Annotated in this window: 19 protein-coding genes and 1 pseudogene; 1 reads left to right on the forward strand and 19 read right to left on the reverse strand. The window is 63.7% G+C overall.

All coding sequences use genetic code 11. The features are described from left to right. The 17 genes and pseudogenes from NJC38_RS28450 to NJC38_RS28530 form a co-directional block, all read right to left on the reverse strand. Positions 1–163, reverse strand: a pseudogene (locus tag NJC38_RS28450) (aldehyde dehydrogenase); the annotation flags it as partial. A gap of 1 nt (position 164) precedes the next feature. Beyond that, a complete protein-coding gene (locus NJC38_RS28455) occupies positions 165–1067 on the reverse strand; it encodes a dihydrodipicolinate synthase family protein (protein ID WP_253118118.1) in 903 nt (300 codons plus the stop codon). Positions 1068–1121: 54 nt separating this feature from the next. After that, positions 1122–2450, reverse strand: a complete 1329-nt coding sequence (locus NJC38_RS28460) for an MFS transporter (protein WP_253118119.1) — start codon at positions 2448–2450, stop codon at positions 1122–1124. Between the two features lie 151 nt (positions 2451–2601). After that, positions 2602–3921, reverse strand: a complete 1320-nt coding sequence (locus NJC38_RS28465; protein WP_253118120.1) for an FAD-binding oxidoreductase — start codon at positions 3919–3921, stop codon at positions 2602–2604. Between the two features lie 62 nt (positions 3922–3983). Further along, a complete protein-coding gene (locus tag NJC38_RS28470) occupies positions 3984–4706 on the reverse strand; it encodes a GntR family transcriptional regulator (RefSeq protein ID WP_253118121.1) in 723 nt (240 codons plus the stop codon). Between the two features lie 199 nt (positions 4707–4905). Further along, complete coding sequence (locus NJC38_RS28475; protein WP_253118122.1) at positions 4906–5580, reverse strand: type II secretion system protein N; 675 nt, start codon at positions 5578–5580, stop codon at positions 4906–4908. Next, positions 5577–6014: a type II secretion system protein GspM gene (gene gspM / locus NJC38_RS28480; RefSeq protein ID WP_253118123.1), complete on the reverse strand. Its 438-nt coding sequence runs from the start codon at positions 6012–6014 to the stop codon at positions 5577–5579. Before gspM ends, NJC38_RS28475 begins: the two co-directional genes overlap by 4 nt. Next, on the reverse strand, positions 6011–7129 hold the full coding sequence (locus NJC38_RS28485) for a type II secretion system protein GspL (protein ID WP_253118124.1): 1119 nt from the start codon (positions 7127–7129) through the stop codon (positions 6011–6013). The genes gspM and NJC38_RS28485 overlap by 4 nt, the downstream gene beginning before the upstream one ends. Next, positions 7126–7713 carry a prepilin-type N-terminal cleavage/methylation domain-containing protein gene (locus tag NJC38_RS28490; protein ID WP_253118125.1) on the reverse strand — a complete coding sequence of 196 codons (588 nt, stop codon included), beginning with the start codon at positions 7711–7713 and terminating at the stop codon, positions 7126–7128. Before NJC38_RS28490 ends, NJC38_RS28485 begins: the two co-directional genes overlap by 4 nt. Beyond that, positions 7710–8090, reverse strand: a complete 381-nt coding sequence (locus tag NJC38_RS28495) for a type II secretion system protein (RefSeq protein WP_366856677.1) — start codon at positions 8088–8090, stop codon at positions 7710–7712. The genes NJC38_RS28490 and NJC38_RS28495 overlap by 4 nt, the downstream gene beginning before the upstream one ends. After that, complete coding sequence (locus NJC38_RS28500; protein WP_253118126.1) at positions 8087–8524, reverse strand: prepilin-type N-terminal cleavage/methylation domain-containing protein; 438 nt, start codon at positions 8522–8524, stop codon at positions 8087–8089. Before NJC38_RS28500 ends, NJC38_RS28495 begins: the two co-directional genes overlap by 4 nt. A gap of 2 nt (positions 8525–8526) precedes the next feature. Then, the gene (gspG, locus tag NJC38_RS28505) at positions 8527–8958 is read right to left on the reverse strand and encodes a type II secretion system major pseudopilin GspG (protein WP_366856679.1); all 432 of its coding nucleotides are present in this window, start codon (positions 8956–8958) and stop codon (positions 8527–8529) included. An 18-nt stretch (positions 8959–8976) separates the two neighbouring features. Next, the gene (gspF, locus tag NJC38_RS28510; protein WP_253118128.1) at positions 8977–10179 is read right to left on the reverse strand and encodes a type II secretion system inner membrane protein GspF; all 1203 of its coding nucleotides are present in this window, start codon (positions 10177–10179) and stop codon (positions 8977–8979) included. A 3-nt stretch (positions 10180–10182) separates the two neighbouring features. Continuing rightward, a complete protein-coding gene (locus tag NJC38_RS28515; protein WP_253118134.1) occupies positions 10183–11631 on the reverse strand; it encodes an ATPase, T2SS/T4P/T4SS family in 1449 nt (482 codons plus the stop codon). A gap of 5 nt (positions 11632–11636) precedes the next feature. Next, positions 11637–13583, reverse strand: coding sequence for a type II secretion system secretin GspD (gspD, locus tag NJC38_RS28520; protein ID WP_253118129.1), 1947 nt, complete (start codon positions 13581–13583; stop codon positions 11637–11639). A gap of 2 nt (positions 13584–13585) precedes the next feature. After that, positions 13586–14011, reverse strand: coding sequence for a general secretion pathway protein GspB (locus tag NJC38_RS28525; protein ID WP_253118130.1), 426 nt, complete (start codon positions 14009–14011; stop codon positions 13586–13588). Beyond that, on the reverse strand, positions 14008–15648 hold the full coding sequence (locus tag NJC38_RS28530; RefSeq protein WP_253118131.1) for a lipoprotein UxpA: 1641 nt from the start codon (positions 15646–15648) through the stop codon (positions 14008–14010). Before NJC38_RS28530 ends, NJC38_RS28525 begins: the two co-directional genes overlap by 4 nt. Before the next feature lie 431 nt (positions 15649–16079). Here NJC38_RS28530 and NJC38_RS28535 point away from each other — a divergent pair, with 431 nt between their 5' ends. Then, entirely contained in the window at positions 16080–18134 is a 2055-nt protein-coding gene (locus NJC38_RS28535) for a PhoX family phosphatase (protein WP_253118132.1), read from the forward strand. Between the two features lie 127 nt (positions 18135–18261). Here NJC38_RS28535 and NJC38_RS28540 read toward each other — a convergent pair whose 3' ends face one another. Both NJC38_RS28540 and NJC38_RS28545 read right to left on the reverse strand, forming a co-directional pair. Beyond that, complete coding sequence (locus tag NJC38_RS28540; RefSeq protein ID WP_366856683.1) at positions 18262–18789, reverse strand: transposase; 528 nt, start codon at positions 18787–18789, stop codon at positions 18262–18264. Then, the coding region (locus tag NJC38_RS28545; protein ID WP_253118133.1) for a transposase at positions 18777–19063 on the reverse strand (287 nt) is incomplete at its 5' end. The genes NJC38_RS28545 and NJC38_RS28540, both read right to left, overlap by 13 nt.

Consider the following 19063-nt stretch of genomic DNA (forward strand, 5'->3'; position numbering starts at 1 on the left):
CGGCGGCGATGTTGGCCAGCAACTCGCCAGTGGCCGGGTTAGTGGTGGCGAAGGTATTGCCCGACAGCGCATCGCGGAATTCACCGTTGATGAATGCCTGGGTCGGGAATTTCAATTCAGCGGCCAGTGCCTTGTATTGGTCTTTGCTCAGCAGCTCGGCCATCTCAGGCACCTCCGGTGATTTGCGCGATGTTGCGCTTGAGGGTGCTGACCACCTCGCTCAGCGCTTGTTTCTCGGCGTCGCTCAGGCCTTGCAGCGGCGCACGCACACCACCGGATTTCAGGCCTTGCAGCTCGCTGCCGTACTTGATCGACTGGACGAACTTGCCGTTTTCCAGGAAATCCATCAGCGGCATCAGTTCAGCCATGATCCGACGGCCCTTGTTGAAGTCTTTCTCGATCACACAGGCCTCAAACAGCGCCACGTGCTCACGCGGGATGAAGTTGGAGCCGGCGCAAACCCAGCTCTGCGCGCCCCAGGCAAAGAACTCCAGGGCCTGGTCGTCCCAGCCGCACGACAGCGCGATGTTGGGGTACTTCACCGCAGTGCGGTGCAGGCGGTTCATGTCGCCCGAGCTTTCCTTGATGGCGATGATGTTTTGCACATCGGCCACCGCATCGAAGAACTCGTCGTCCATGGCCACGCTCATGCGGCCTGGGTAGTTGTAGAGCATGATCGGCAGGCCGGCAGCGCGGTCCACGGCTTTGACGTGAATAGCGATTTCCTGCTGGGTCGGCAGTGCGTAAGGCGGGGTGCCGACCAGCAGCGCGTCAGCCTTGATCGACTTGGCGTGTTCGGCATAGGCCACCGAGTCTTCGGTGCGAATCGCGCCGGTGCCGATGATCAGTGGCAGGCGGCCGTTGATCACGTCCTTGGCCTGGGCTGCCAGGTCGAAGCGCTCCTGGCTGGTGTGCGCGTAGTACTCACCGGTGGAGCCGCCAATGATGATGCCGTGCACCTTCTGAGCGATCAGGTATTCCAGAACCTCGGCAAAGGCCGAAGCGTCGATCGAGCCGTCAGCCTTGAGCGGGGTGATGGCCGGAGTGTAGATGCCTTCGAATTTCATGGGGTTAACCTCCACGGGGTAAGACGCCGCGCTCATCGGCGCGGCGGGTTGTTTTCAGGACAGCGAAGCCGCCTGCTGCAGGTTCAGCGAGCGGGTTTCAGGGGCAAGAGCAAGGGAGAACAGCAGCCCGACCAGGGTCACGGCAGCGGCGGCATACATGGTGAAACCGATGCCGTAGCTGTCGAGCGCCATAGGCACCAGCCAGGTGCCGACCGCCGCACCGACCCGCGACAGCGAGGTGCCGACGCCGACCGCGCAAGCGCGGATTTCGGTCGGAAACAGCTCATTGGGGTAGACCAGTTGTAGCACCTGGGCGCCGCCGATAAATAGCGCGTACGCACCGAATAATGTAAGGATCAGGACCTGCGAAGCGTCGTGACAAGCGGCCAGGCCCAGCAGCGCGATACCCGAGAGCAGGAAGCTATAGATCAGCATGCTGCGCCGGCCCATGCTGTTGATCAGGTTGGTGGCGATGATGCAGCCGATCACGAACAGGAAGGTGATGATGATCGAACCAAAGGCCGCCCAGTCACCCTTGAGGTTCAACGCCGCCAGCACCGTCGGCGCGAAGGCGTACACGGCAAACACCGGTATCACCGAGCAGCTCCAGAACATCGCGACGAACAACATGCGCTTGCCATAGCCCGAATGCAGCAGGTTGAGTACCGAGAGTTTTTTCTCTTTCGGTTGCTCAGGCAGGTTCTGCAACGAGAAGTCCGGGCCGTAGACCTGTTTGATAATTGCCTCAGCTTCGCCGGGCCGGCCTTTACCGAGCAGCCAGCGCGGCGACTCGGGGGTCCCCAGACGCACCAGAAACAGCGCCGCACCAATGATTGCCGAGCTGGCCAGCACCAGACGCCAGCCTTCTTCGCCACCGTGCCGCAAGATAACGTCACCGGACAGATAGGCCGTCGCAGCACCGGCGAACCACAGGATGGTCAGGGTCGCCAGACGCGGGCCGCGGTATTTTTTGGGCAGGAATTCGACCAGCAGCGAGGTGGCCACCGGGTACTCGATGCCCACCGCCACGCCGATCATGAAACGCAGCAGGAACAGGGTCAGTTCCGACTCGACCCACAACTGCGCCACCGAGGCCAGCACGAACAGGGTCGGGCCGACGAAGAAAATGCGTTTGCGACCGAACCGATCGGTCAGCCAACCACCGAAAAAGCCGCCGAAGAAAATGCCGATCAGTGCCGAGGCGGCGATCATGCCTTGCCAGAACGCACTCAGGCCCAGTGCCGCCGTCATCTGCAGCATGCACACGCCGATGATGCTCAGAACGTAACCATCGACAAACGAGCCACCACCGGAGCGGACCGTCAGCAGCTTGTGGAACGAGTTGAGCGGTACGTCCTCGATTGAGGTATGGGGCATTGTCATTATTGTCTCCAAAAACCGTTAATTCAGGCCGAACGCACCCGTAAAGCCGAACAGCGGTTCAGCCCTGAAAATCCGTCATGCCTTGTGAATCCGTGGAACCGGCCGTCTGGACGACCGTTGAGGCGAGCACACGATCTCCCCGCCTGCACGCTTAGCTTTCCCGTCCTGCCCGGTACTGCCCCCACATCAGGTTGAAGTTCACCCCTGCCGAGAGAAACGGCTCTGGCGGGTTGCGGTTCGGACCCGGCGAACCCAGCAGGTAATCGGTCAGGTCGTTGCGCTGGCCGGCCAGCCAGTTGGCCAGCAAGGTGCCGGTCACTGTGCCGCGGGTGATGCCCAGGCCGTTACAGCACAGCGCACCGAAAACGTTGGGCGCCAGCTCGCCGAAGTGCCCGGCGTGGTTGCGCGACAGCGCCAGGGCACCGCCCCAGGTGTATTCGAAATCGACCTGCGGCAGCATCGGAAAACGCGCCGCGAACGACGCACGGTGGCGGTTGACGAAGCGCTGCAGAGACTTCTGGTTGGCACGGCCGTCCGGGTTGAAGCTGAAACTGTTGCGGATCAGCAGACGGTTGTCCGGCGTGCGCCGCACGGTGGTGCCGAAGGTGTCGGCCGGAATCACGCCCCAATAGGGTTTGCCGCCCAGCCGCTGCTGTTCTTCGTCGGTCAGGGTGCGGGTGATGCTGGCGTAGGTGAACACCGGCAGCATGCGGCCTTTGAGAAAGCCAAAGCTCATGCCGAACGCATTGTTGGTCAGCACCAGTTTGTCGGCGGTGATACTGCCGTGGGCATGGCGCAGCACAATCTTGTCGCCGTACTCCACATCGGTGATCGGCGTGTGTTCATACAAGGTGACGTTGGCCGGCAACGTGTCGGCCAGGCCTTTGACCAGCGCTGAAGGCTGGATCAGCACCGTGCCCGGAGTGAACAGCGCCTTGCGATAGAAATGCGTGCCGATGTGCGCAGGGATGTCGGCTTGCTCGATCACCTCGTAAGGCTGGCCGAGCTTGTCCAGACCACGACGGTAGGCATCCAGCACTGCAATACCACGGTCTTCCACTGCCGCCTGATACTTGCCGCAGGCTTTCATCTGGCAATCGATGCCATGCTGCTCGACCACCTCACGCAGCAACGACTGGCCGGTGAGGTTGAGCTTCATGTTGATATTGGCGGTGTCCAGATCACCGATGTAGTCATCGGCGCCAATGTCGTGGGGCAGGTCGATGGCGAACCCGGCGTTACGCCCGGAGGTGCCAAAACCCACTTCCTGGGCTTCGACCAGCACGATTTCGTCATTGGGAAAATTCAGCGCCAGTTGCCGGGCAGCCGCCAGCCCGGTAAAGCCGGCCCCCACCACCACCCAGCGTGCGGAACTCTTGCCGGCATGTGCAGGCTTTGGCTGGCGCTTGCGGCTGAGGTGATACCAACCGCAGGTGGTATCGTCTGCGGGCAGATGAGTTACTTTCGTCATTGCTGGGACCTGCGCTTTATTGTTCGATTGGTCTGGCCTGCTATGCCGCCAGGTGTCGCTACTCAATAGGTAAACGCCACCGAAGCGGCCATGGGTGTGGCGTATTCGGCCATGCGCCGTCTGGACAGCTCGAAATGCTCGCCCACCACCACCGCTGCCCTGGCGGCGTCGCGCTGCTCGATGGCTTCGATCATCTGGTCATGCTGCTCGCAGGCCAGTTGCAGGTCGCGCTGCATGTCATCGGTACTGGGGTGGCGGTAGAAAATCCGCCCGAGCCGCGCATGGTCGATCAGCAAGCGGCGCAGGCTGGGCAGCAAATAATCGTTGTGGGCCATCTTGCCGATTTCGAGATGGAAGGCATCGTTGTGGATAACCCGCGCATCGACGTCGTTGTCCACGATGGCCTGGCGAAACTGTTGCTGAATGCCTTTGAGCACCCCGATCTGCGCTGCACTGGCATGACTGGCCGCCAGTTGCGTGGTGGCGCTGTAGATCAGCGGCGCGGCCAGAAAAAAGCCGCGCAGCGACTCATGGCCCATTGAAGCGACCCGCGGTGCGCGTTGGGTTTCCAGCTCGATGTAGCCTTCGGCGGCAATCTGGCGCAGCAGCTCACGCACTGGCGGACGTGACAGACCGAACTCGTTGCCTAGCAACAGTTCATCAATGACCTGACCCGGAATCAGCTCCATGTTGAGGATGCGGCGACGCAGTGCATCGCCCAAGGCAGCCTTACGGTCCTGGGGAGCGTCGGCGCTGGATTGATCGACTTCGGAACAGGCTTTCATGATGATTATTCTGCTGGTCGCGGAGCAATGTCTACAATTTGTCTAACAAATATAAGAGCCTGTAAGACAATGTGTCTACACCGTTTTGCACGGGTGTCGCTCCCAGACAACAGCGCTTCTTGCCGAAGCCTGTCAAACCACTGAAAAATCAGCAGGTCGCTGAAAAAAGCCGCTCATCGATGTCGGTTTTGGAGCGTTTTCAGCGCGGACTGAAGCGCTTTTCAAACTGCCCGGCACCGGCTTTGAGCAGGCCGGCCTGCACCAGCAAGGGAGTAATGGCCGCGTCAGGCTGTACCTGACCGCTGAGCTGCAGGCGTTGCTGCACAGGTTGCATACGGGCCTGCAGGCGATGTTCACCAGCGCGCTCGATCTCGGCCAGCAGTTGCAGGCCTTGCTGGCAATTGGCCGAGATCCGGGCACTGCCCAGGGTCAACGACCAGGGCGCCAGCATCGCGAGCTGCTGCCCGCTCAGTTCACCCTGGCTGCCGATACAACGGCTGCCGCGCGCCTCGAATTGCAGCGCGCCTTGCCACTGGCCATCGAGCAGGTAGTCGCTGCGGGTCGTGGCCTGCACCGGCGCAGGTTGCAAACGGGCTTGCCAGCGCCACGGCCAGCCCTCGACACGCAAGGCCCAGGCTTGCTGCTGAAGGCCGGCATCGACCTGTAATTGACGCTGCAACGGACGCAGTTGCCAGCTCAACGGCCCGAACACACCCAGCCGCTCGATACGCCCATGCCACAAGCTGCCGCTGACCTGCTCAGGCTGCCAGCCCGGCGCCCAGTCGAACCCGCGCAACACCCAACTGGCGGGCAGCTTGACCAGCAGGGTCAGGGCGAACACCAGCACACCTGCGCACCACAGGCCACGACTCAAGGCTGCGCCCCGCTGCGGCTGACATCCAGATTGAACACCAGCCCTGCACCGCTCTGCTCCAGGCTCCAGCGCAGCGGCCGGGCACCCTGCTCCTGAACACCGCGCATCAGTTGCGCAAGCTTCTCGGCGCGCGACACCTCGCCGCGCACCTGCCAGACTTCGCCACGCTGTTCGACGGCGGTCAGGGTCACGCCACGGGCGCTGGCCAGTGCCTGCCAGCGCTCATTGCTCAACCCGTCGCCGCGCTGCAACAGCCGCGCCTGACCGGCCAGTGCCTGCCATTGCTGCACGGACCGGACATAGTCGACCAACGGCCGACCCAGCAACACCAGCACCAGCGTCAACACCACCACCCAACCGCCCAGCAACAGATAACGGCGCGGCGCGGGCAGCGCGGCATAGCCTTGGGTCAGGCGCTGCAACAGATCCTTCATGGCTGGGCTCCCAGATCGAAACGCACGGTCAGCAACGCACCGTTTTCACTCGGCTCGGCACTGGCGGTGGCGCCAGCCGCTTTCGCCAGGCTTTGCCAATGGTCGGCCGCTGGCCGCGTGGCATTGCCACTCAACACCAGCCGCCAGGTACGGCCATCGAAGTAACTGCCTGATACGCCCCAGCCCTGCTGGCTGCCCAGCCAGTTGCCGATGGCCTGTTCAAGCATCACCAGTTGCTCTTGCCGCACCCGCCAGTCGGTCTGTTCGCTCTGTAAGCGCGCCAGCTCACGACTGGCCTGACGGGTATTGGCCAGCGGACCGGTCAGCGCCTGGACCTCGGCCTTCCAGCCCGGCACCTGACCGAGCCACTGCACCAGGCTCAGGCTTGCCCAGCCAAGGCCCAACACCGTGGCCAGCGCCAGCAGACGGCGTTGCACAGGATTGAACAGCGCGGTTCTAGCGCGCCGCACTTGGCGCACGTCCAACAGGTTCGGCAAGCGCTGTAAATCCGCGTACTGCGGCGGCCAGTCGCCGTGCATGCAGGCATCGCTGCGCCAGCCTTCAGGCGGCTCGCCCAGCGCGTCTGGCCACACCAGCCATTGCTGGCGTCCTTGCTCATCGGCGCGCACCAGGTAGCGCGCATCATCGCGAACCCAGCAACGCACCTCACCAGCACCTGCCAGGGGCATCAGTTGCAGCTCGGCCCACAGAGACTCAGGCGTGATACCCAATTGCTCGGCCTCGCTCAGCCATTGCTGAACCTGCGTCTTGTTGACCACCAGCAATTGCAGGTGCCCGGCGCTGCGCGCCAGGCAATGCACCTGCACCTGCTCCGGCGGTTGCTGCAACTGGTCTTCAAGCAACAACGGCCATTCATGACGCTTGAGCCCAGGTGGCGCTGCGACCTGAAAGTGGCTGCAATGCATCGCCGGAATCAGCAGCGCCACCCGTGCCGCTTGCAAAGTATCGGCCGGTGGCGGCCAGCTGCCCTGTTGATTACCCGGTACACGCCGCCACTGCCAGCCGCCAGCTTCGGGGCGTACCAGCAGCCAGGCACATGGCTTGCGGCGGCCGGGCGACAGGCGCTCAAACTGATTAATGAGGGCTGTTTTCAAGGCGTGAGATCCGCAAGATTAAAGGTGCATACATAAGGTGACCCCTGATAGTCGAACGCCAGCCGCACGCCGCGCGTCGGTGATGCGGCGACGCTGGAAGGGAACGCCAGCCAGCGATTGCCCTGATAGAAACTCCACTGCACCCGGTCGACGCCCTCCAGTTGCTCACGGCGTTGCCAGCGCGGCGCAGCAACCGCGTACAAGTCTTGCGAAGTGGCTACGCTCAGGCGCCTCTCGCGTTGTTCATACAACAGCCGCTGACGCTCCTGACGCGACGCAGCGCCCGCCTCGGGCCAGGCGCTGAGCGCCACCCAATCCAGTTGGTTGGCAGCGGGTTGCCAGTCCAGCGCGTGCAGCGGCAACGGCAAACGCTGTTCATAAAGCTGGCGCACGATCAGGCTGTCGAAACGCCGCTCCAGCGCCAGGCAGAACTCCAGCACCTGTGGTTGCTCGCTCGCCTCGCCCAGCCGCTCACGGACCTTGCTCCAACCGTTGACCAGCGCCGCCAGCACCACACCCAGTACGGCGGTCAGCGCCAGCGCCACCAGCAGCTCGATCAAGGTCAGGCCGCGCGCATGCTTCATCGTGGCCGTACCAGAAACAGGCTGAACTGGCCCAACGGCTCACGCTCGTCGCGACTGGCGAACAACCTCAGTTCACCACGGCGCAGGTCTCGCACGCCGGTCATGCCCAGCTCCAGACGCCAGTGGCAGGTCTGGTTGCCCTGCTGCAACTGGCCCTGCACCTGATTAGCCGCCGGCCAGTACTGCTCGACACTGAAACGTGCTTCCAGCTCCCGGGCGCACAGGCTGCCGAGCCGATGCTGCTGCACCGCCTGATGCACCGCGATACGCTGGCGCAGCATCTGGCTGACCATCACCGTCATCACCGCAGCAATACCCAGTGCGACCATGACTTCCAGCAAGGTGAAGCCGCGCTGCCGTTTCAATGCGCTACTCACAAGGCATCGCCTCGCAGCAGCCGGTTGTCACTGCCCCAGCGCCAATTCTGCTGCCCGTCCGGCCATTGCCAGCGCAAATTCACCGGGCTGGCGACACCGGCCGGGGTGAAGATCACCCGAGGTTCACCGGAAGCTGGCCAGTCGGCACGCAACGCCTGCGGCCAGGCCGATGGCCGCCAAGGCTCAACCCGCCACTGGCCCTGCTGCCAGCGGACGAACTCGGGCTGGCGGCCATTCCAGCGCAAGCCGCTCAACTGCCCGCTATGCCGGGCCACGGCCGCCTGCTGCTGCGCCTGGGCGGCCAACTGGTCCAGCGCCTGTAATGCGGCGCCCGGCCCGCCATTGAGCCAGGCCACACTCAGGCCACTGAACAGGCCGACGATCAACAGCACGACCAGCAGTTCCAACAGCGTGAAGCCGCAGCTGCGCGTCACCGTTACAGGCTCCAGTTACCAATGTCGCTGTCGGTGCCTTCGCCGCCCTCGACACCGTCGGCGCCCAGCGAATAGATGTCGATGCGCCCGTGCTGGCCCGGTGCACGGTAGCGGTACGGGTTGCCCCACGGATCATCCGGCAGGCGACGAATGTAACCATCGGCGCGCCAGGCACGGGCCAGCGGCTCTACGCTCGGCGCCTTGACCAGTGCGCCCAGGCCCTGCTCGCCGCTGGGGTAACGCAGGTTGTCGAGGCGGTACATGTCCAATGCCTGCTCCAGAGTCGACAGGTCGGCCAGCACTTTCTGGCGCATGGCCTTGTCCTGGTTGCCGAGCACGCTGGGCGCGACCACGGCGATCAGCAGGCCGATGATGAAAATCACCACCATGATTTCCATCAGGGTGAAACCGCGCTGGTTGCGGGAACGTGGCATAACAAAAGTCTCCATGAATCAGAAGGACAGGCCCTGGTTGAGCTGCATGATCGGCAGCAGCACGGCGAGGACGATAAACAGCACCACCGCGCCCATCACCAGGATCATCAGGGGTTCGAACAGCGCCATGAGTGTGTCGACCTGGCGGGTGAAGCCACGCTCCTGGTTATCCGCGACCCGTTCGAGCATGTCGGGCAGCGTGCCGCTGGCCTCGCCGCTGGCAACCATGTTCAACAGCAGCGGCGGGAAGTGCCCGGCGCCGGTCAAGGCACGGTGCAGGCTGACCCCGCCTTCGACCTGGGCCTGGACGCTCTGCAACGCGCGATGCACCTCGCGATTACCGACCGTGGCGGTGGCGACCTGTAAAGCCTCCAGCAGCGGCACGCCGCTGCCGGCCAGAATCGCCAGGCTGCGCGCCAGCCGGGCGCTTTCCAGCACACCTAGCAGCTCGCCGACCTGGGGCCAGCGCAACAGCGAGCGGTCCAGGCGCAACCGCCAGTGCGGCTTGCGCAACAACCAGCCAGCGCCCGCACCACCGAGCACCAGCAGCCCGAGCAACCACGGGCCGGCCCACACCAAAGCGTCACTCAGGCCGATCAGCAGCCGGGTCACCAGCGGCAGGGTCTGGCCGCTGTGGTTGAACTGTTCGGTGAGCTTGGGCACCACGAAGGTCATCAAGCCCATCACCACCGCCAGCGAAACCAGCATCAGCACGGCGGGATAAATCATCGCGGTGCGCGCCTTGTGGCGCTGGCGCTGGACCTGCTCCAGATGCTCGGCCAGACGCTCCAGCACCGGCGCCAGCTTGCCGGAGCGTTCGCCGGCCTCAACCAGCGAGCAATACAGGCCATCGAACAGGCCACCCTGACGGCGCAGGCTCTGGGCCAGACTGTGACCTTCAGCCAGCGAGCCACGCACCGCCACCAGCAGGTTGCGAATCGCTGGCTGTGCCAGTTGTCGCTCCAGCGTGCCCAGCGCATCGACCAGCGCAATGCCGGCGCTGGACAGGGTCGCCAGTTGCCGGGTCAGTTCACATAGCTGGCCATGATTGAGCCGCTGGCTGCGCGGCAGCCGGGTGCTGGCAGCCTGCACCTGCAGGCTGCGGGCGAACAGGCCCTGTTCGCGCAGCAACTGCCGGGCATGCCGTTCGTTCTCGGCTTGCAGGCTGGCTTTGCGCAGACGGCCGGCCTGGTCCAGCGCCTGATAGGAATAAGTCGGCATCGGTCAGCCCCGTACCGCGCGCAGCACTTCGGCCAGGCTGGTCTGGCCGCTGCGCAGGCAATCGCTGGCCATTGCCGCGAGGGTCTGGCGCTTGCCCTTGAGGTAATCGTGCATCGCCACCTCACTGGCGCCGTCGTAGAGCAGGCGAATCAGGCCGTCGTCCAGTTCGATGAACTCATACAGGCCAATTCGCCCGTCGTAGCCACTGCCTTGGCACTGCTCGCAGCCGACGGGATGGTAGCTGTGGGTCAGCTCGGCCAGTTCCGGCCATAGTTCGCGCTCGGCCGGCTGCAAGGGCTGCGCGGTCGCACAGTGGCACAGCCGACGTACCAGCCGCTGGGCCATCACGCCCTTGAGGCTGGAGGCAATCAGAAACGGCTCGACCCCCATGTCCCGCAAGCGTGTCACCGCCCCCACCGCGCTGTTGGTGTGCAGCGTTGAGAGCACCAGATGCCCGGTCAGGCTGGCCTGCACGGCGATCTGTGCGGTTTCCTGGTCGCGGATTTCACCGAGCATGATCACGTCCGGGTCCTGACGCAGAATCGCCCGCAGACCACTGGCGAAGGTCAGCCCGGCGCGCGGGTTGATCGCGGTCTGGCCGATGCCGGTGATCGCGTATTCCACCGGGTCTTCGACGGTGAGGATATTGCACGAGCCGTCATTGAGACTGTTGAGGCTGGCGTACAGCGTGGTGGTCTTGCCCGAGCCGGTCGGCCCGGTGCTGAGCACGATACCGTTGGGTCGTGCCAGACAGGCGCGCAAGCCGCGCTCGACAGCTGCGGGCATGCCGAGGTTGGCAAGGTCCAGCAGGCTGGCCTGCTTGTCCAGTACCCGCATCACCACCCGCTCGCCGTGAATGCCCGGCAAGGTCGAAACCCGGATGTCGACTTCACGGCCTGCGGCGCGCAGGGTGATACGGCCATCCTGGGGCTGGCGCTTTTCGGCGATGTCCAGCCGCGCCATGACCTTGATCCGCGACACCAGCATGGCCGACAAGGCCCGCGGCGGACGCAGCACTTCGCGCAGATGACCATCGACCCGCAAACGGACCACCAGGCTGGCTTCAAAGGTCTCGACATGAATGTCCGAAGCCTGTAGCCGCAGCGCTTCGCCAAACAGGCCGTTGATCAGGCGGATCACCGGCGCGTCGTTGTCGTTTTCCAGCAAGTCCTCGATCTTCGGCAACTCGCTCATCAGGCTGTCGAGATCGACCTGGGCGCCGATGCCTTCGATCAGCGCTGCGGTGGCCGACTCTCCGGCCTGGTACAGGCCGCCCAGCCGCTGCTCGTAATCATTGGCGCTCAGATGCTCGACCGCCGTCGGCCGACCATGCACGCGCAACACTTCCTGCAAGGTGTCGGTATCGGCCCCGGCGCGCAGCCATAACTGCCAGCCCTGCTCGGTCGGCACCCGGGCAACGCCGGCCTGACGCGCCAGGCGGTAAGCCAGCAGACCACTCACCAGCTCACCTGGCCCAGCCGCTCACGGCTCGCCGGGTACAGTTGCAACAGGTTGTCGCTGGCCTTGCGCTCGGGCAGCGCCAGGTTGGTCGTGGTTTTGAGGTTCTGGTACTTCTCGCTACTCAACTGCGCCAGGGTCTGGTCGTCACGGACAATGCGCGGGCGGATAAACACCATCAGATTCTGTTTGACCCGCTGGCTGGCGCTGGAGCGAAACAGCCGGCCGACCCCGGGAATATCGCCCAGCAGCGGCACGCGCTGGTCGCTGTCGGTGGTCTCATCGCCAATCAGCCCGCCCAGCACCACCAGGCCGTTGTCGGCGACCATCACCTTGGTCTTGATCTCGCGCTTGTTGGTGATCACATCGCTGGCCGCTGCGCTCTCGGCAATCGAGGAGACTTCCTGGACGATGTCCATGCGCACGGTGTTGTCGATGTTGATCTGCGGCTTGATCCGCAGTTTCACCCCCACTTCACGACGCTCGATGGTCTGGTAGGGGTTGGCGTTGTTCTGGGTCACCGAACCGGTAACGAACGGCACTTCCTGGCCGACCAGGATCGACGCCTCGGCATTATCCAGGGTCAGCAGGGTCGGGGTCGAAAGCAGGTTGAAGCCGCTCTGGCCTTTGAGCGCGTTGATCAGGGCGATGAAGTTCAGCCCGCCGCCGATATGCCCGACCCCGGCAGCGGCGCCCTGCACGCCCGAGAGTAATTGCGCCAGCCCGGTGCTGTCGCCACTTTGCGCCAGCGCGCCAACAGCGGCCACGCTTGGCGTAGTGCCGCCCGGAAAATTGATCGTGCCGCCGCCCAGGCTGTCGTGCTGGAACAGCCACTGCACGCCAAGCTCTTGCACGCGGGTGTCGGTCACCTCGGCAATGATCGCCTCGACCACCACCTGGGCACGGCGAATGTCCAGTTGCTCGACGATACTGCGGTAGGCCGCCAGTTCACTGTCGGGACCGACCATCACCACCGCGTTGGTGCCCTCTTCATATTCCATGCGCACGCCGTTGCTGCTGACCACCAGCGGCTTCTCGCCTTCGCCAGCCGTACCGGGCGGCGCTGCGCTGTCTTCCTGACCCAGGCCACGCAGCACCTTGACCACCTCGGCGGCATTGGCATGGCGCAGGTACATCACCACCGTATTGCTGCTTTGCAAGGCATCACGCGGTTTGTCCAGTTGCCGCAACAGGGCCCGCACGCGCTGGCGGCTGTCGCTGCTGCCGCGCACCAGCAAGGCGTTGCTGCGCGGGTCGGCGACCACCTGGGCACTGTCGGCGCCCTGTTCACGGGCCAGCAGCCGCGTCATCAGTTGTGCGGTGTCGTTGGCACTGGCGTGCTTGAGGGCCATGACTTCCAGCGGTTCCTGACTGACCTGATCGAGCTGCACCAGCAGGTTGTCGATGCGGTCCAGGTTGCTGCGCCAGTCGGTAATCACCAGCAGGTTGGCCGATGGATACGGCGTGATGACCCCGACTCGCGGGTCGATCAACGGCCGCAGGATATTGAGCATCTGTTCACTGGCGGCGTTACGCACATTGAATACCCGGGTGGCCATGCCGTCGTTGGCCTTGCCGTTGCTGCGCTTGGACTCCACCGGCACCGGCTCAAGGCGCGCCGACTCATCCGGGACGATCTTCACACTGCCGTTGGGCAAGTCCACTGCGGCAAAGCCCTGGGCACGCAATTGCGCAAGAAAGATCGCGTAGATCTCGTCACTGCCAAGCATCTCGATGCTGCGCACCGTGACCTTGCCCTTGACCCGCGGGTCGATGATGAACGTGGTGTTGGTAATGCGCGACACGCTGTCGATGAACTCCGACAGTTCGGTGTCGACGAAATTGACCTCGTAGACCGGCTCTTCTTCAGCGCCGGCCTGGCCCACGCCCAGCAGGCAGCACAGCAGGATAATGCGCAGGGGATGACGAAAGTGCTTGGTGATCATGTTCAGCCCTGTTGCTTGATGCCAAATGGAGGACGCTGCGCCGGCCACGGCAGCCGCTCGCGCTGGCCGTGGTTGTCGAAGATCAGCCCGCGTTCGTCGATGTCTTGCAGCACGATACCGGGGGCCAGCCGCTGACCACGGCTGAGGGTGCGCTGGCGCTGTTCGAAGCGCAGCACCACCACGGTGGCCGCCAGGTCACGGCTTTTAAGGCCGCCTATGTATTCGATCGGCAGGCGGGTCAGCGGCAAGTCGCCGGAGGTCACCGCCTGGCTGTGCCAGTGCTCGCTCAACAACTGCGGCAGCGGCGCCAGCGTGACCGGCGCGGCGGCGCTGGCGCTCTTGCTGCTGATCTGCAACACACACTGCGCCGCCAGCCAGCCGCACAACGCGACCAGCAACAGCTGACTGGCACGGGTGAGGCGGCTCAAGCGTTTGTCTCGCGCGGGTGCCAGCCAGGATGGCCCTGTACGTAACGCACCGGCGGCAGCGCCAGGCTCGCCAGTTGCCAACCGTCTGGCTGTTCGCGCAGCCAGGCTTCCAGGTGTTGCCACAGCGGCTGGCCTGCCTGGGCATCGACGCCCGGACCAAAGGTGCGGCACAGGCCTTCAGGTTCGCCCAGGCCGCTGACACGTTTGCCACTGGCGCTGTAGGTGACCTGCCAAGGCTGGCCGAACCAGCGCGGCAGGTCCTGGCTGTTATCGAGCAATAGCGGCTCACCGAACAGTTGCTCGGCGGCGTTTTCCAGCACTTGCGGCACCTGTTTAGCCGACACATCGACCACCGGCGCCGGATAGCTGCCGGTCAGGCTGAGCAGGTGTTCGCGGGTAATCATTTGCCCACGCTGCAACGGGCTGTCATACCGCAGGCCGGGCAGCAGCACCAGGCTGTCAGGCTTTTGTGCCAGAGCCTGATGCAGCAAGCGGTCCCAACTGCCGCCGCGCACATCACGCCGCCAGAGCGGCTCTGGTGCTCGCGCCAGCGGCTGGTCGAGCCAGCCGGCGTGGGCCGCGCGCTGCTGCTGGGCAAGCTGGCGAATCCGCTGGGCCTCGGCCTGATCGGCCGCGCTCAACGCGCCTTCCAGCGCCGGATGAAACTGCGCACTGAACTGCCACTGACCATTGTTTTGCTGGCAGCGAATACGAAAGGCGCCGCTGGCTCGCATGCCGCCGAAGATCACCGGCACCTGTTTGCCAGACGCTTGCAGTGCCTGCACCGGTTGCGGCCACAGATCCTGGCCACGGGCACAGAGCAGAATATCCAGTTGGGGAATTCGTTCGGCCAGCCACAGCCCGGGGCCGGTGCCCGTGTCGGCCAGGGCAATCACCAGATCGGCTTCGGCGCGCGCCTGCTCGAACGCCGGCCGCAGGTTGTCCAGCCATTGTTGCAGCGACGGTTTTTGATCCTTCGCGTAAGGGTCGGTGACGCCCACCACCGCGATGCGCAGCCCGCCACGGCTAAAGAAGCTCACTGACCGGGTGCCAAAACGCTGCGCGGTGTCAGCGTCCAGCCCCGCGCCCAGTACCGGATGTTTGAACTGTCGGTACAAACCGGCACAGGCTTGCGGCCAGAGCAGACGCTCGTCACTGCTGACCCGTACTTCGCTGCCCAGCAGCGCACTGCCCTGCACACCGGACAAGCCTTGGGTCAGGTACGCCAGGCCACTGCCATTCCAGCACTGGCCGTTCTCCAGGGTCAGGCTATTGCCTTCCCCGGCCTCGTTGCGCAGGCGCTGCAACACGGCGCCAAGCACCGGGTAACCGCCCGTTTGCACCTCACCGGCCTGGCTGGCATCGAGCAATGGGTCAAGCATGCGTTGCTGTGCGGACCGCGCATTGGCCCCGCTGATCCAGGGGGCCTGGCCGATCCGGGTCGCCGGGCCAAGGCGCGTGGCAGGTACTACCGGCAGGCCGGGCTGGCGTGCGTCCAGGGTATCGGCGACGTACAGCAGGTCGACCTGGCCACCCTGGCCGGCGGCCCCACCCAGCGTCGAACAGGCCGATAACCAGGGAGCCATGGCGCCCATGGTCATCCACCCCAACACACCGCGCCGCCGCAAAGAGACCATCGTTCACACACCCTGGAACTGTTTCAGTACAGGGGCGGCATATTGGCGATGACAAATGACAGTTTGATGGCAGTTTTGCAACTAACGAGCCATCATCGGTGCCATCAGCAGGTTAGAAAAAGCTCCACTAGCAGCAATGGATTTTTCCCGTTTTTACGACAACCAATGATTGTCAGACAAACTAACAATCAAACTCAGGACTCGCGGCGCTCCGTTTTAATAACGCTAAACCTGATAAAAATCAGTCCACTGCGTCAGGCTCATAAAAACAGCAGGTTGCATTAGAGTTTGCTCACGCGCCTGTTACATATTGAAACAAACCCTCTAAAGCTGGTGGCATAATTTAATCAAACTGCCAATTAATCATCACACTTGGCTCTTAAAGTCCGCGGTTCCTTTTCCAAACCAACTCTCATAAAAGGACCTGATGGATGAGTCGTGATACCGGCGATAACCTGAACCGCAACCCGAGCGTCAACGAACCGATGGGTTCAGTCATCGACACGTACCTGAGCCGTCGCAGCGTCGTGCGCGGTGGCCTGGGGGCGGCGATTGCCCTGATTGCCGGTACTGGCCTGACCGGCTGCTTCGACAGCGGTGGCGGCAGCTCCAGTGATGACGCGCCGACCACGCCGACCAATCCGGTCACCCCGACCCCGGAAGTGCCGAAACTGAAGCTGGGCTTCAACTCCATTCCTGGCTCGCGCACCGACGCCTGTGTGGTGGCGGCCGGTTACGTGGCCCACGTTCTGGCGCCATGGGGCACCCCGTTCAACAGCACCGCCAATGCCTGGAAAAACGACGGTACCAACACCTCTACCGACCAGGCCAACTCGGCCGGCATGCACCACGACGGCATTCATTACTTCCCGATCAATGGCAGCTCCACTGACGGCATCATCGCCATCAACTACGAGTACATTGATGAAAACGCCCTGCACCCGAACGGCCCGACCACCGTTGCCGGCAAGCGTCCGGTTGAAGAAGTGCGTAAGGAAATCAACGCCCACGGCGCCGGTGTGATGCATGTGCGCCGGGTTGATGGTCGCTGGCAGATCGTCGATAACGACCCGCTCAACCGCCGCTTCACCACCGCCTCGGTGATGAACCTGTCCGGTCCGCTCAAAGGCACCGACCACGTCAAAACCAAGTTCTCCCCGGACGGCACCCGCACCCGCGGCACCAACAACAACTGCGGCAACGGCTACACGCCATGGGGCACTTACCTGACCTGTGAAGAAAACTGGCCGGGCATTTTCGTCAACAAAGGCACCGTACCGGCCGATCAACGCCGGATCGGCGTGGCCACCGGCGAGACCAACTACCAGTGGGAAACCGCCGCCGGTGACAGCTCAGAGGTCAACGACGAGTTCCGCCGCTTCAACATCACCCCGACCGGTGCCAGCGCCACGGCGGACTACCGCAACGAAGCCAGTACCTACGGCTACATCGTCGAGATCGACCCGTACACCAACACCAGCGTGCCGGTCAAACGCACCGCGCTGGGCCGCTTCCGCCACGAAGGTTGCTGGCCGGGCCTGCTGACCGAAGGCAAGCCGGTGGTGTTCTACATGGGTGACGACTCGCAGAACGAATACCTCTACAAGTTCGTCTCCACCGCACTGTGGAGCGCGGCCGACGCCAACCCGAGTGATCGTCTGGCCACCGGCGCCAAGTACATGGACAGCGGCAAGCTGTACGTGGCGCGCTTCAACGCGGACGGCACCGGCACCTGGCTGCTGCTCGACACCACTTCCGCGACCACCGACGGCAGCACCTTGGGCGCCAAATTCACCGACCTGCCGGGCATCATCCTCAACACCCGCGGCGCAGCCGATGCGGTCGGTGCCACGCCGATGGACCGCCCGGAATGGACCGCGGTCAACCCGGTCAATGGCGACGTGTACCTGACCCTGACCAACAACTCCAGCCGCACCACCGCCAACGCTGCCAACCCGCGTGTGCCGAACCGTCACGGCCACGTGATCCGCTGGCACGACGCCGACAACCAGACCTCGTTCACCTGGGACATCTTCGTCTACGGCGCCAACGCCTCGGGCACTGCCGACCTGAACCGCTCCGGCCTGACCGAACTCAACCAGTTTGCCAGCCCGGACGGCATGACCTTCGACAGCCGCGGCATCCTGTGGATCCAGACCGACAACGGCGAATCGACCATCACCAGCTACACCAACGACCAGATGCTGGCGGTGATTCCGAGCAACATGGTGGACGCCGCCGGCAAGCAAGTCCCGGTCAACGCCAGCAACCAGGCCGACCTGCGCCGCTTCTTCGTCGGCCCCAACGGCAGCGAAGTGACCGGCGTGACCTTCACCCCGGACAACAAGAGCATGTTCATCAACATCCAGCACCCGGGTAACTGGCCGTCCACCCAGGTGGCCACTGACGTCACTGTCGGCAAGGTACGACCACGGGCGTCGACCGTCGTGATCCAGCGCGCCGACGGGGGCGAACTGGGGGTCTGATCGACCCGGATTGCGATACCCCCGGTAGGAGCGGCTTCAGCCGCGAAGGCCGCGATGTGAAGGCTTCGCAGCTGAAGCTGCTCCTACGGGGTTGCGTGTTTGCTGCACGACAGCGTGGACACGCCACTCAGGTCCAAACGCAATCCCACAACGGGTAATCTCCCTCGCTTTCGACCAATCCTGCGCGAACCGGGTTGGCGATCACATAGCGCGCCATCTCCAGCACCTGCTCTTGCGTCCTCGCTGCGTGGTCGTGGTAACCCTTTTGCCAACGTAGTGTCTGGTTGCCGCAAGCACGATTGATCGCATAGGCATTTGCGCCTTTAAGCTGCTGCATCAGTTGGCTCAAGGAACCTGAGCGTAGCTCGAACAACCAGTGCAAGTGATCCGGCATCACTACCCAGGCCAACGAATTCACCGCCCCAGCCTCATGCAGGCAACGCAGTTGTGCGACCAGCATCCGACCAATATGAAACTGCGCAAATACTGGAGCCCGTTCCCGGACGGCACATGTCACCAGATAGATTTGCCCCTGTATCGAGCGGCGACCAATACGAAGATTACGTGCATGAGCATGAGCAGGCATTCCATTGCCCTCCTTGACATCCTCCCCGGCCTGAAGGCCGGAGATTCCTGCGGCGCTCAGGCGCGGCATCGAGCCGCCCCCAAGTCGCTTCGGTGGGTTCCTGCTGCTGGCGCCATGACCTCTGCGCTCACTTCACAGGCTAACCGGGCGTGTCCCGCCCTTAGTACATTGATCGCGCCAACCACATCGGCGCTGCCTTCGAAACCACATCCCAGACACCTGAACAGCGCTTGCGTCTGGCGGTTGGCCGCCGACACATGGCCGCAACTGGGGCACGTGCGGCTGGTATCTCGCGGCGGCACGGCAATCAGCCAGCCGCCGCGCCACGCCAGCTTGTAGTCCA

The organism is Pseudomonas sp. 21LCFQ010 (genome assembly GCF_024129905.1).
Classification (GTDB): Bacteria; Pseudomonadota; Gammaproteobacteria; order Pseudomonadales; family Pseudomonadaceae; genus Aquipseudomonas.

Coding starts and splice junctions, on each gene's coding strand:
- NJC38_RS28455 (WP_253118118.1), bottom strand. CDS start 1,067: ATGAAATTCGAAGGCATCTACACTCCGGCCATCACCCCGCTCAAGGCT.
- NJC38_RS28460 (WP_253118119.1), bottom strand. CDS start 2,450: ATGACAATGCCCCATACCTCAATCGAGGACGTACCGCTCAACTCGTTC.
- NJC38_RS28465 (WP_253118120.1), bottom strand. CDS start 3,921: ATGACGAAAGTAACTCATCTGCCCGCAGACGATACCACCTGCGGTTGG.
- NJC38_RS28470 (WP_253118121.1), bottom strand. CDS start 4,706: ATGAAAGCCTGTTCCGAAGTCGATCAATCCAGCGCCGACGCTCCCCAG.
- gspM (WP_253118123.1), bottom strand. CDS start 6,014: ATGAAGGATCTGTTGCAGCGCCTGACCCAAGGCTATGCCGCGCTGCCC.
- NJC38_RS28490 (WP_253118125.1), bottom strand. CDS start 7,713: ATGAAGCATGCGCGCGGCCTGACCTTGATCGAGCTGCTGGTGGCGCTG.
- gspG (WP_366856679.1), bottom strand. CDS start 8,958: ATGCCACGTTCCCGCAACCAGCGCGGTTTCACCCTGATGGAAATCATG.
- gspF (WP_253118128.1), bottom strand. CDS start 10,179: ATGCCGACTTATTCCTATCAGGCGCTGGACCAGGCCGGCCGTCTGCGC.
- gspD (WP_253118129.1), bottom strand. CDS start 13,583: ATGATCACCAAGCACTTTCGTCATCCCCTGCGCATTATCCTGCTGTGC.
- NJC38_RS28530 (WP_253118131.1), bottom strand. CDS start 15,648: ATGGTCTCTTTGCGGCGGCGCGGTGTGTTGGGGTGGATGACCATGGGC.
- NJC38_RS28535 (WP_253118132.1), top strand. CDS start 16,080: ATGAGTCGTGATACCGGCGATAACCTGAACCGCAACCCGAGCGTCAAC.
- NJC38_RS28540 (WP_366856683.1), bottom strand. CDS start 18,789: ATGCCGCGCCTGAGCGCCGCAGGAATCTCCGGCCTTCAGGCCGGGGAG.